The sequence below is a fragment of the Micromonospora sp. NPDC003241 genome (assembly GCF_053589795.1).
The window spans coordinates 1-12109 of sequence record NZ_JBSFSO010000068.1; the positions used below are offsets into that span (position 1 = coordinate 1).

Genomic DNA, 12109 nt, shown 5'->3' on the forward strand with positions numbered 1-12109 from the left:
CTTCCGATCTGGAGTTGAACGCCCCCTCCCGGTTGAACATGTTCACCCAGACGATGGCCAGCGCCACGCTGCCGCCGACCACCCCACCCCACCCCACCCCACCCCGCCCCGCCGTGTTGATCAAGAAGTTTGCGCCAAAGTCCCACCGGATCTCGACGCAAACTCCTTGATCACCGGCACCCCCGGCCAGCCGCACGCAGCGGCGCACCGCGCCCGCCGTTACGGGGTGATCAAGAGGTTTGCGTCCGGATTCCAGCTCCGGCGTGACGCGAACTTCTTGATCAACGCGGTCCGAGGGCGGGGGTAGGGTGGGTGGGCGTGGGGAAATGGGGTTTTTGGGGTTTCTGGGTTGTTAGGGTTAGTTGTGCGGATTGGGGATTGGGGAAGAGGGCGACGGGGAGTCGTCGCGGCGGTCGGGGTCGCCGTGTTGCTGGGCGGGTCGACGTACGCGGGCTGGGCACTGACACCGTCGCCGGAACCGGCACCGATCCCACGGCCGAGCGACCGGGCGGAGATGCCGAGTACGACGCCGCCACCGCTCGACGAGATCGTCGCCTCCGCCGCACCGGCACCGGACGACCTGCCTGAGATCGACTACGACCCGGCGCCGACCGGCTTCCCCGACGATCCGGACACCCTGGACACCACCCCGTTGACCGAGGGGCTGCGGCCGACCCGACGACTGGCCGCGTACGACGGGCCGGGCGGGCGACCGGTCGCCTTCCTGATGCCCACCATCAGCGGGGTGCCGCTCACCATGCCGATCGCCCGACGCGAGCAGGGCTGGGCCGCCGTCCTGCTGCCGTCGGCCAACCGCAAGCTGGCCTGGCTGCCGCCCGGTGGCTTCCGGACCGTCGCGCTGCGGGACCAGATCGTGGTGGAACGGGTGCCGTACCGCCTCACCTGGTATCGCGACGGGGTCGCCCGCCGTACCTGGCAGGTCAGCCTGGGCCAGCGCGGCCAGGAGACACCGCTGGGCCGCACCTTCGTCCTGGGCCGCACCCCACCGCCGGAGAGCGTCTACGGCGGGGTGGACATCTACGCCCTCGGCTCGATCCCCGACGACCCGGACTCGGTGCCGGCCGGGCTGCGCGGCGCCCACATCGGCATCCACACCTGGTACCACGACGGCGAACTGGGTCGACAGACCACCAACGGCTGCATCCGGCTCACCCCCAGCGGGCAGCGCCTGTTGCTCAAGGAGGTACCCGAGGGCAGCCCCGTGGTGGTCGTCGACGAACTACCCGCGGCACCGTCGACCGCCTGAGTGCACCGGCTCCACCCAACGCGACCAGCACCACCCGGCACGACTAGCACCACCAACGCGACGGGCACCACCCAACGCGACGGGCACCGCCGGAGCGGACCGACGGCGGGTACACGTCGTCCCCGGCTCAGCCGACGATCGGGGCCAGGTAGCCGCGCAGCACCTTCTTGAGCTCGCGTACCTCGATCTCCCGTTCGCCCTCGGGCGCGGTGACGACGATCGGCAGCATCCCCTTGAAGACCTGTACCAGCGTGCGCGCTGCCCGGATGCGATCCTGCGCCGCCAGGTCGGGAACGCGGGCGGCGAGAACGGCCTCGACCCGGCCCAGCAGGGCGGCCTGGATCGGCGCCGCCGCCTGGGTGAGTCCGGCCGGCATGTCGGGCCGGGCGAACAGCGCCTTGAATCCCGGGTTGTCGAGGTTGAAGGCCAGGATCGGGTCGACCACCCGGTCGAGCAGGCCGTCGAGGTCCATTGTGGCGAAGTCGGCACCCTCGAACGCGCCCTGGTGCGCCTCGCGCATCCGGCTGACGAACCGGTCGGCCAGTGCCTGCGCGATCGCCTCCTTGTTCGGGAAGAACTGGTACAGCGAGCCGGGTGAGATGCCGGCCGCGGTGGCGATGGCGTTGGTCGTCGCGTTCTCGTAGCCCGACTCCCCGAAGACGGATGCGGCCGCGTCGAGGATGTCGGCGATCCGCCGCTCGCCGCGCGCCTGTCGACGCCGTGGCCGATCCTCAGTCGCCTCCACTGTCGAGCCCTCCCTTGAAAAATGCGAGCGATTACTCGTATCGTGGTCAACGAACACGAGCGGCGACTCGCAAAACCGTTCAGCGGGAGATTACCGTGCCCGGCGCGCACCGGCGGCGGGGCCTCCTGCGATCGCACTCCACGCCGTCGTCCGCACCGGGCCCGTCGACGAAACCCCGCGCCAGGACGACCTGGCACCCCGACAAGGAGTCCAGCCATGCCCGACCGCCGATCCGTCGACCGACGTACCCTGCTCACCGGCACGGCCGCAGCCGTCGCCGCCACCGGCGTCCTGGCCGGCAGCGCGACCCCCGCCGGCGCCGCCGCCACTCCGGCCCGACAGCGCCGGTACGCGGGCAAGGTCGTCCTCATCACCGGCGCCACCTCCGGCATCGGCCGGGCCGCCGCACTCGCCTTCGCCGCCGAAGGTGCCAAGGTCGGCTTCTGCGGCCGACGCGAGCACCTGGGACGCGAGGTGCAACGGGAGATCCGGGCGGCCGGCGGCGAGGCGACCTACCTGCGGGCCGACGTCCGACAGCCGGCCGAGGTGAAGACCTTCGTGGACCGGATCGCGCAGCGCTACGGCGGCCTGGACGTGGCGTTCAACAACGCCGGCATCCAGGAACCGTGGACCACCCTGGAGCAGACGAGCGTGGCCGGCTGGGACGCGCACGCGGAGACCAACACCCGGGGCGTCTTCCTCTCCATCAAGTACCAGATCCGGCACATGAAGGCCAAGGGCGGCGTCATCCTGGTCACCGGCTCCGCCAACGAGTTCACCACCCGGTACGGCCTGTCCGCGTACTCGTCGAGCAAGAGCGCGGTCACCGGGATCGTCCGTACCGCCGCCATCGAGCTCGGCCAGTACGGCATCCGGGTCGTGTCGCTGGCCCCCGGCACCACCGAGACCGCGCTGGTGGAGGCGCAACGGCCGCCGGGCATCACCGACGAGCAGTGGGCGGCCGGAAAGGCCGAATGGGGCCGCGTCAACGTCGACGGCCTACGCCGGATGGCCAAGCCGGAGGAGATGGCCGCCGCTGCGCTCAACCTCGCCTCGGCCGAGATGAGCTTCCTGACCGGTACGAGCGTCGTGGTCGACGGTGGCATGCTCAGCGGCACCAGCGGCGGCGAGATCCCGGACCTGTGATCGACCGCCCTCCGGCCACCGCGTAGCGAGTCAGTGAGGAGACCGGATGACCCCATCGGCTGCGGTGCCGACCGTCACCCGCCAGGCCCGGCTCTGGTGGCCGGTACTCGTGGGCGGTGGGGTCCTCGGTCTGTTCGCCTTCGTCGGCGACGAAGTGCCGGGTGTGGTGGGACTGGTCATCCTCACGCTGACCAGCACCGGCTTCATCTGGGCAGTCGGCGGACCGCAGTTCTGCCGCCATGTCGGGCCTGACCTCGGTGGGCCCCACTCCGCGCTCTGACGGATTGCGGGGCTGCGACGCGCATGGATGTCGGGTGGTGCTCTGGCCGCACGGATTCATGAGCTTCGTCGAGCGCCGTGGCTGATGCGCCCTGCCGGGCTCCTTGCGGCGCTCGGGGACGAGGACCGGCAGGTAGCCGCAGTGGCGACGTTCCGGACTGGCATGGAAACGACCTGCGGGGGTATCAGCGACACATGAGGGCGAGTTTCCGGCTCGGCCGGATCGTGGGCGTACCCGTCGGGGTCAACTGGAGCGTCCTGGTCATCTTCGCGCTGATCTGGTGGGGGCTGTCGGCCAACCTGTTCCCGGTGTCGTACCCGGACCGGTCGGTGGTCGCGTACGTGCTGGCGGGGCTGGCGGCGGCCATCGTGTTCTTCCTGGGCCTGCTGGCGCACGAGGTGTCGCACGCGGTGGTGGCCAAGCGCAACGGGTTGGGCGTCGGTGGGATCACCCTCTGGCTGTTCGGCGGGGTGGCGGAGTTGCGCGGCGAGGCCCGTACGCCCGGTGCCGAGCTGCGGATCGCCGGGGTGGGGCCGCTGGTCAGCCTGATCATCGGCGCCTTCTTCGGGGTGCTCGCGATGCTGCTCAACGTCGCCGGGGTGCACGGGCTGTGGCTGGGTGTGATGGCCTGGCTGGGCGGGATCAACCTGCTGCTGGCGGTCTTCAACATCCTGCCGGCCGCCCCGCTCGACGGTGGGCGGCTGCTGCGGGCGGCGGTGTGGAAGGCCACCGGGGACCGGACCCGGGCGACGGTGGTGGCGGCGCGGGCCGGGTGGGTGCTGGGTCTGGCGCTGATCGGTTTCGGGTTGTTCCGGTTCCTCACCGGCGCCGGTGTGGGCGGGCTCTGGCTGGCCCTGATCGGCTGGTTCCTGATCGGCGCGGCCAGTCTGGAGGAGCGGCAGGCGCGGGTGGGCTCGGCGCTGCGCGGGATCCGGGTGGCCGACGTGATGACGCCGCAGCCGCAGACCGCCTCGGGCGAGATGACGGTGGCCGACTTCGTGGACAACTACCTGTTCGCCTACCGGCACACCGCGCTGCCGTTGACCGAGGACGGCCGACCGGTCGGCCTGGTCACCCTCGACCGGGTACGCGGTGTGCCGAGTGACGCGCGGGGCAGCACCACGCTGGAGTCGGTGGCCTGCCGCTCCGACGAGTTGGTGCTCGCCTCCCCCGACGAGCAGCTCACCGACCTGCTGCCCCGGCTCAGCGACTGCGCCGACGGGCGGGCGCTGGTGGTCACCGACGGTCGCCTGGTCGGCATCGTCTCGCCCAGCGACATCAGCCGGGCCGTGCAACGCGGCAGCATGCGCGACCAGGTCACCGCCGACCGCTGACCTCACCGCGAGGTCAGCGGGGGAAGAGGCGGTCCAGTTCCCCGGTGCGGAACCTGCCGGCCGGGTCCAGCCGGGTGAGCAGCGCGGCGAAGTCCGCCCAGCGGGGGTAGGTGGCCGCGATCGTCTCGGGCGGCAGGGTGAAGACCTTGCCCCAGTGCGGACGCGGGGCGAAGGGGGCCAGGGCGCGTTCCACCTCGGCGAGCACCGGCAGCACCCTGGCGGTGTCGGCGATCCAGGTGAAGTGGATCGCGAGGGTCTCCCGGTCGTACTGCGGGCTTAGCCACAGCGTGTCGGCCGCGATGGTCCGCAGCTCGCTGGTCTGCGACACCGGGGCGATCAGGTGGGCCACCTCGTCCAACGCGGCCAGTGCCTCGGCGGCGTCGGCGCGCGGCAGGTGGTACTCGGACTGCAACTCGTCGCCGCTGCTCGGGGTGAAGCCGAGCCGGAAGTGCGGCAACCGCTCGTGCCACGGCCCGGCCACCCCGAGCTGCTCGGTGCAGTTCACCGTGGGCATCCCGGGCACCGGGTGCCAGGGCCGGTCGGCCGCCGTGGTGCCGAGCCAGTCGGCGGGCGGTGGCGGCTGGTCGGCGAGTTGCTTGCGCCAGACCTGGGTGCCGAGGGTGGAGCGCCAGTCGGTGAAGACACTGACGCTGTACGCGGCGGCGAGCGCCTCGTCCAGCGCGGCGCGGGGCAGGTCCAGCCGGACGTACTGCCGGACGTCGTAGGTGGGCACCACGTCCAGGGTGACCCGGGTGACCACGCCGAGGGCCCCGAGGGCGACGACCGTGCCGGCGAAGTCGGCCGAGTCCCGGTCGACGGTGTGCAGGTCGCCGGTGCCGGTGACCAGTTCGAGTCCGGCGACGGCGGTGGCCAGGTTGCCGACGGTGACACCGGAACCGTGGGTGCCGGTGGCGACCGCGCCGGCCACCGAGATGTGTGGCAGGGAGGCGAGGTTGGCCAGCGCGTACCCCCGCTGGTGCAGCCAGGTGGCCAGGTCGCCGTAGCGGATCGCGGCCGGGACGTCGACGGTCCGGCGCTGCGGGTCGAGCCGGATCGTGTCCGGCAGCCCGGACAGGTCGACCAGGTCGCCGGTGGTGTCACCGAGCCGGTTGAAGGAGTGTCCGCTGCCCACCGCCCGGATGTGCTCACTGTCGGCGACCAGCTCGCGCAGCTCGTCCACGGACGACGGCCGGTGGTACGCCCGCGCGGAGTACCGGATGTTGCCCGCCCAGTTGCGCTGCGTCGACACGCGACCTCCCCCTGCCCTGCCGACGGTTACCGTCGGCTCCGTCGGGGAACCCTACGCCGATGAGCAGCTACCGTGATCCCGCCCCTCGTGGCGACGTGTACCCCTCCGAGGAGGAGATCGACCCGACCGGCAGCGGGGTGTTCCCGGCCAGCGCGCCGACCGGTGCGTACCCGGCGGGCCAGCCCACCCCGCAGCCGTCACCCGCGCCGGGACCGGCACCTTCGCCGGTGCCGACCCCGGGCCCGCCGCCCCGGATCGAGGGCGGCGCGCGGTCGATCGTCAGCCGGCACCTGGACGGTTCGGTCGCGGTGGTCACCGACTTCGACGGCGACGGTGTGGCCGACGTGGTGCAGTACGACCTCGACGGCGACGGGATCCCGGACGTCACCTACCTCGACAACGACCGCGACGGGCGGCTGGAGACCGTGCTGCGGACCCCGACCCGCTGACGGGCCGGGGTCGACACCGCACCGCCAAGACCAGCCGCACCGCCCGGAGCAGCCGCCCGCCCGGAGCAGCCGCACCGCTCAGAGCTGCGGCAGCACCTCCGAGGCGACGAGGTCCAGGTGGTCCAGGTCGCCCAGGTCGAGCACCTGGAGGTAGGCCCGCTGGCTTCCCACCGAGGCGTACCGGCCGAGCTTGTCGACCACCTCGGCGGGCGTACCGGCCAGCCCGTTCTCGCGCAGCTCGTCCGCCTCCCGGCCGATCGCGGCGGCCCGCCGGGCCACCTCGGCGTCGTCCTTGCCGCAGCAGAGCACCAGCGCGTTGGACCAGGTCAACTCGTCCGGGTTCCGGCCGATCTCCTGGCAGGCGGCACGCACCCGACCGAACTGGGTGACCGTGTCGTCGATCGAGACGAACGGCAGGTTGAACTCGTCGGCGTACCTGGCGGTGAGCTGCGGGGTCCGCTTCGCGCCCATGCCGCCGAGCAGGATCGGCGGGTGCGGCTGCTGCACCGGCTTGGGCAGCGCCGGTGAGTCGCTGACCTGGTAGTGGCGGCCGGTGAAGGCGAACGTCTCCCCCGGCGGGGTACGCCACAGACCGGTGATCACGGCGAGCTGTTCGTCCAGCCGGTCGAAGCGCTCCTTGAGCGCCGGGAACGGGATGCCGTACGCGCTGTGCTCGGCGTCGTACCACCCGGTGCCGATGCCCAGTTCGACCCGGCCGCCGCTCATCTGGTCGACCTGCGCGACGGTGATGGCCAACGGGCCGGGCAGCCGGAACGTCGCGGCGGTCATCAGCGTGCCGAGCCGGATCGAGCGGGTGTCCCGGGCCAGCCCGGCCAGGGTCGTCCAGGCGTCGGTGGGGCCCGGCTCGCCGCTGACCGACCCCATCTTGAGGTAGTGGTCCGAGCGGAAGAAGGCGCCGAAGCCGGTCTCCTCGGCGCGGCGGGCCACGGCCAGCAGGTCGTCGTAGGTCGCGCCCTGCTGAGGTTCGGTGAAGATCCGCAGTTCCATGGACCGAGCATAGAAAGCCCAGCGCCGTACCGCCCGACTTGTGCACCCGATCTAGGGTGGTGCGGTGGGTGAACCGGTCGTCGCCGTAGCGGACCTGCACGTCACGTTCGGCAGCGTGACCGTGGTGCGGGACGTCGACTTCGACCTGCCGGCGGGCGGCGCGCTCTGCCTGGTCGGCGAGAACGGTGCGGGCAAGTCCACCGTGTTGCGCTGCGTCACCGGCCTGACCGACCCCACCGCGGGCCGGGTCCGGGTCTTCGGGGCCGCGCCGGACGGCTCGGCCGCGTTCTGGCGCCGGGTGGTGGCCACCGTCGAGCAGCCCAGTTGGTACGCCGGACTGACCGTCCGGGAGCACGTGGAGCTGGTCCGGTTGGCCGGTGGCGACGACCCGGCCGACGGTCGGGTGGACGAGCTGCTGTCCGTGTTGGGCCTGCGCGACCTCGGCGACGGCACCCCGGACCGACTCTCCTCGGGCGAGCGGCAACGGCTGCTGCTGGCCGCCGCCCTGGCCCGTCCGGCGGAGCTGCTGGTGCTGGACGAGCCGGAACAGCGGCTGGACGCGGCGATCCGGCCGGTGGTGGCCGGGCTGCTCGGCGACCACCTGGCCGCCGGTGGGAGCCTGCTGTTCGCCAGTCACGATCCGGTCTTCGTCGCCGCCCTCGACTGTCCGGTCCTCCGGCTGCACACCGGGTCACCGACGCCCGACGCGGGCACATGACGCGGGTGGCCGAGGCGCCGACCCGCCGGGAGCCGGTGCCGCCGACCGCCCGCCGGCTGCGCCGCTGGGTGCGCCGGCAGCGGGCCGAACGCGCCCCCTCGCTCTCGTTGGAGAGCGCGTACCTGCTGGTGCTGACGGTGGCGATGGCGGTCGGGCTGTTCGGTCCGGGGGTCGGGTCGGCGATGTGGCCGGCGGCGGGGGCGGCCCCGCCGGACCGGCTCGTCGTGCTGGTGCTGCTGGGTGCGGGTGCCGTCGGCCTGTTGCTGCTGTTGCGTCAGACCGGCCCGTTGGTCCTCGGACGCGGTGAGCTGACCTGGCTGCTGCCGGCGCCGGTGCCCCGGCGTGGTCTGCTGCTGCCGGCGCTGGTGCGGGCGCTGGCGGTCGGTGCGGTCATCGGCGCGTTGCTGGCGTTGGCCGGCGCCGCCCGCCTGGCGGTCCGCCCGGTCGCCGGGTCCGCCCTGGCCGGTTGGCTCGCCCTGGGTACGGCCGCCGGTGCGCTCCTGGCGCTGCTCGCGACGGCCGCGCAGCGACGGCCGGGGTACGCCCGGGTGCTGGACGCCACGCTGCCGGCGCTGCTGGTGGCGCTGGGCGCGACGGTGCTGCTCACCCGGGTACGACCGATGCCGACGCTGCCCGGCGTCGACGCGCCGCCGCTCCCCCTCACCCTCGGCGTCCTGCTCCTCGTCGCGGGCCTCACCGCCGTGGCCGTCCGCGACCTGGCGCGCCTGCCCGACGTCCGGCTGCACGAGCCGTCGCTGACCGTCGGCACGTATCTGGACGCCGCGTACGCCGTCGAGCCGTCGTTCCTCGCCGACCTGCGTGAGCGACGGTACTGGCGGCGGCGGGCCCTGCGCTCCCGGCCGCTGCGTCCCCGGTTCGGCCGGCTGGTGCCGCTGCAACAGGACCTGCTGGTGCTGCGCCGACGCGGTTGGCGGCTGGGCTGGCTGGCCCTGGCGACTCCACTGCCGGCGTTGCTCGCCGCGGGTGCCGGCTGGCTGCCGGCGACCGCCCTGGTGCTGGGGGCGGTCACCACCGCCGGGGTCACCCTCGACGCGCTGCGCCGCGACGCGGCCCATCCGGCGCTGCTGCGGCTGCTCGGGCTGACCGGCCGGCGAGCGGTCGCGATCCGGCTGGTCGTGCCGACGGCGCTGGCCACGGCCTGGTCCGGACTGGCCGTGGCGGTGCTGGGGTGGCTCGGTGACCTGCCGCCGGGCCCCTGGTGGGCGCTCGGGTTGGCGTTCGGCCCGACGGCCGCGATGATGGCCGTCCGGCGGGCGCAGGCGGGTCGGATCGACCACTCCCTTCCGCTGGTCGTCACCCCGATGGGCGCCTTCTCGCCCGGCCCGGTGCTGTGGCTGCTCAACGGGACCGACGTGCTGCTGTTCGCGACGCCGACCCTGGTGGCCCTGCTCGGGCCGGTCCGGCCGGGCTGGGGTTGGGTCGCCGTCCAGGCGGTGTGCGCGGTGCTGGCGGTGCTGGCCTATCTGCGTTTCGGCACGGACGGACGTCGCCCTCGGGTGTGAGTCACCGGCTGTTCCGGCCGAGGTGGACGCAAATTCTTGCAGCGTTTTCAGCCTTCCGCAAGAGGCTGCTCGCAGTTGGGTCGACGTGTGAATCAGAGGTTCCCAAGCATCGACGTCACTGTTACGGTCACGCCATCACCGCAACTTCTTGCATAGCTTGCAGGAACCTGTGCTGTCACCACGTCTGCCTGACCGTCCCCCGAGGAGGGCCCGTGCGAATCCCCCGTCCCCGCGCCGCGATACCCGCGGCCCTGGCCGCGACACTTGTCGCGGCCGGTCTCACCGTCGTCGCCGCCGGCACCGCGCCGGCCAGCGCAGCCGACGTACGCGTCAACGGCGACGCGATCGTCCACCTGTTCCAGTGGCGGTGGGACTCCGTCGCGCAGGAGTGCGAGAGCACCCTCGGGCCCCAGGGTTGGGGCGGCGTGCAGGTCTCCCCGCCGCAGGAGCACGTGGTGCTGCCCAGCGCCGAGGGCGCCACGTACCCGTGGTGGCAGGACTACCAGCCGGTGTCGTACCGGCTGGACTCGACCCGGCGCGGCACCAAGGCCCAGTTCGTCGACATGGTCGAGCGCTGCCGCGCCCAGGGCGTGAAGATCTATGTGGACATGGTGCTCAACCACATGAGCGGCACCGGCTCGGCGGGCAGCGGCCCGGGCAGCGCCGGCACCGTCTACGGCAAGTACAGCTACCCCAACCTGTTCAACGACGGTTCCGGCGACAGCTACGGGTACGGCGACTTCGCGCCCTGCTACCGGCGGATCAGCAACTGGGGCAACAAGCAGGAGGTCCAGGACTGCGAACTGCTCGACCTGGCCGACCTGAACACCGCCGACCCCGAGGTGCGGCGCAAGATCGCCAAGTACATGAACGCGGTGATCGACCTGGGCGTGGCCGGCTTCCGGGTGGACGCGGCCAAGCACGTGCAGGAGGCGCACCTGGGCGACATCATCAACCGGTTGCGGGACGTACCCGGGTTCGGCGGTCGGCCTGACCTGTTCCACGAGGTGTACGGCGACGGGACGATCCCCTACACCGCGTACGCGCCGTACGGCGGCGTGACCAACTTCGACTACCAGCGCGCCGTCTCCTCGGCGTTCCGCGACGGCAACATCGCCCAGTTGGGCAACCTGCCCAACTACGGCGGGCTCACCGCCGGGCAGGCGGTCGTCTTCGTCGACAACCACGACACCCAGCGCGAGAACCCGACGCTGACCTACAAGAGCGGTGCCCGCTACTACCTGGCGGACACGTTCATGATGGCCCACCCGTACGGTCGGCCCCAGCTCATGTCGAGCTACGCGTTCGGTTCCGTGCACGGGCAGGGCCCGCCCAGCTCGTCCAACGGCACCACGCTGGCCGCCGACTGCACCGGCAGCGCCTGGATCTGCGAGCACCGCAACCCGGGAGTGGCGGGCATGCCGGGCTTCCGCAACGCGGTCGCCGGCACCGGCATCGGATCGGTGGTCACCGACGGCAACGGGCGGTTGGCCTTCGCCCGGGGCAACCGGGGGTACGCCGCCTTCAACGCCACCACCAGCGCCTGGAGCCGCAGCTTCGCCACGTCGCTGCCGGACGGCCGCTACTGCAACGTCGGCCGGGGCGCGTACGACCGGTCCACCGGAGCCTGCCCGGGTGGTCCGGTGACCGTCTCCGGCGGCGCCTTCACCGCGTCGATCGCCGCCGACCAGGCGGTCGCCCTGCACGTCGAGGCCCGTCTGGACGGTGCCACGCCGACCCCGACGGCGACCCCGACCGGCTCGCCGACCCCGACCGCCAGCCCGTCCGTCCCGGCCGGGTCGACGCGGTTCACCGCGACCGTCTCCACCAACCCCGGTCAGGAGGTGTACGTCGTCGGCTCGATCCCCGCGCTCGGCTCCTGGAACCCGGCGAACGGCGTCAAGCTCTCCACCACGTCCGGCAGCTACCCGACCTGGACCGGGTCGGTGTCGGTGCCGGCGGGCACCACCTTCGAGTGGAAGCTGGTCAAGGTCGGCAACGGCACCGTGCAGTGGGAGAACGACCCGAACCGCACCGGCTCCGCCGGCACCGCCCTGACCGCCACCTGGAACCAGCAGGTCAGCAACCCGCCGGACGCCACCACGGTCTCCTTCCGGGCGACCGCCACCACGACGCCCGGCCAGAACCTCTACGTCGTCGGTGACCTGCCCGCGCTCGGCGGCTGGGACCCGGCCAAGGGGGTCCGGCTGTCGCCGACCGCCTACCCGGTCTGGACCGGAGGGCTGGGCGTGCCGGCCGGCACCACCTTCTCCTACAAGTACGTCAAGCGCACCGACTCCGGTCAGGTGGTCTGGGAGTCGGGCGGGAACCGCACCGCCACCGCCACCGGTTCGGTCACCCTGACCGATACCTGGCGCTGACCGCGATCG

Annotated in this window: 11 protein-coding genes; 8 read left to right on the plus strand and 3 right to left on the minus strand. The window is 72.6% G+C overall.

The annotated features are described in order from the left end of the window. Nucleotides 1–514 precede the first annotated feature (514 nt). Nucleotides 515–1267, plus strand: a complete 753-nt coding sequence (locus ACWDVW_RS30915) for a L,D-transpeptidase (RefSeq protein WP_449956036.1) — start codon at nucleotides 515–517, stop codon at nucleotides 1265–1267. Between the two features lie 127 nt (nucleotides 1268–1394). On the opposite strand, the gene ACWDVW_RS30920 is transcribed toward ACWDVW_RS30915, so the two are convergent. After that, complete coding sequence (locus ACWDVW_RS30920) at nucleotides 1395–2012, minus strand: TetR family transcriptional regulator (protein ID WP_449956039.1); 618 nt, start codon at nucleotides 2010–2012, stop codon at nucleotides 1395–1397. Nucleotides 2013–2228: 216 nt separating this feature from the next. Here ACWDVW_RS30920 and ACWDVW_RS30925 point away from each other — a divergent pair, with 216 nt between their 5' ends. The 3 genes from ACWDVW_RS30925 to ACWDVW_RS30935 all read left to right on the plus strand — a co-directional run bounded on the left by ACWDVW_RS30925 (nucleotide 2229) and on the right by ACWDVW_RS30935 (nucleotide 4772). Next, entirely contained in the window at nucleotides 2229–3158 is a 930-nt protein-coding gene (locus tag ACWDVW_RS30925; RefSeq protein WP_449956042.1) for an SDR family NAD(P)-dependent oxidoreductase, read from the plus strand. Between the two features lie 46 nt (nucleotides 3159–3204). Further along, nucleotides 3205–3438, plus strand: a complete 234-nt coding sequence (locus ACWDVW_RS30930; protein ID WP_449956044.1) for a hypothetical protein — start codon at nucleotides 3205–3207, stop codon at nucleotides 3436–3438. A 194-nt stretch (nucleotides 3439–3632) separates the two neighbouring features. Next, a complete protein-coding gene (locus ACWDVW_RS30935; protein WP_449956047.1) occupies nucleotides 3633–4772 on the plus strand; it encodes a site-2 protease family protein in 1140 nt (379 codons plus the stop codon). 13 nt (nucleotides 4773–4785) lie between these two features. On the opposite strand, the gene ACWDVW_RS30940 is transcribed toward ACWDVW_RS30935, so the two are convergent. Further along, a complete protein-coding gene (locus tag ACWDVW_RS30940) occupies nucleotides 4786–6021 on the minus strand; it encodes an FAD-binding protein (RefSeq protein WP_449956049.1) in 1236 nt (411 codons plus the stop codon). A gap of 59 nt (nucleotides 6022–6080) precedes the next feature. Here ACWDVW_RS30940 and ACWDVW_RS30945 point away from each other — a divergent pair, with 59 nt between their 5' ends. Beyond that, entirely contained in the window at nucleotides 6081–6470 is a 390-nt protein-coding gene (locus ACWDVW_RS30945; protein ID WP_396693401.1) for a thrombospondin type 3 repeat-containing protein, read from the plus strand. Nucleotides 6471–6548: 78 nt separating this feature from the next. Here the strand turns inward: ACWDVW_RS30945 and ACWDVW_RS30950 are convergent, their stop codons facing one another. Further along, complete coding sequence (locus tag ACWDVW_RS30950) at nucleotides 6549–7478, minus strand: LLM class F420-dependent oxidoreductase (RefSeq protein ID WP_449956052.1); 930 nt, start codon at nucleotides 7476–7478, stop codon at nucleotides 6549–6551. A gap of 64 nt (nucleotides 7479–7542) precedes the next feature. Between ACWDVW_RS30950 and ACWDVW_RS30955 the strand changes: the two genes are divergently transcribed. The 3 genes from ACWDVW_RS30955 to ACWDVW_RS30965 all read left to right on the plus strand — a co-directional run bounded on the left by ACWDVW_RS30955 (nucleotide 7543) and on the right by ACWDVW_RS30965 (nucleotide 12100). After that, nucleotides 7543–8196 carry an ABC transporter ATP-binding protein gene (locus ACWDVW_RS30955; protein WP_449956054.1) on the plus strand — a complete coding sequence of 218 codons (654 nt, stop codon included), beginning with the start codon at nucleotides 7543–7545 and terminating at the stop codon, nucleotides 8194–8196. Continuing rightward, nucleotides 8193–9719 carry a DUF6297 family protein gene (locus ACWDVW_RS30960; RefSeq protein WP_449956057.1) on the plus strand — a complete coding sequence of 509 codons (1527 nt, stop codon included), beginning with the start codon at nucleotides 8193–8195 and terminating at the stop codon, nucleotides 9717–9719. Before ACWDVW_RS30955 ends, ACWDVW_RS30960 begins: the two co-directional genes overlap by 4 nt. Before the next feature lie 212 nt (nucleotides 9720–9931). Then, nucleotides 9932–12100 (plus strand): carbohydrate-binding module family 20 domain-containing protein, encoded by a 2169-nt coding sequence (locus ACWDVW_RS30965; protein WP_449956060.1) that lies wholly within the window; start codon nucleotides 9932–9934, stop codon nucleotides 12098–12100. Nucleotides 12101–12109 lie beyond the last annotated feature (9 nt).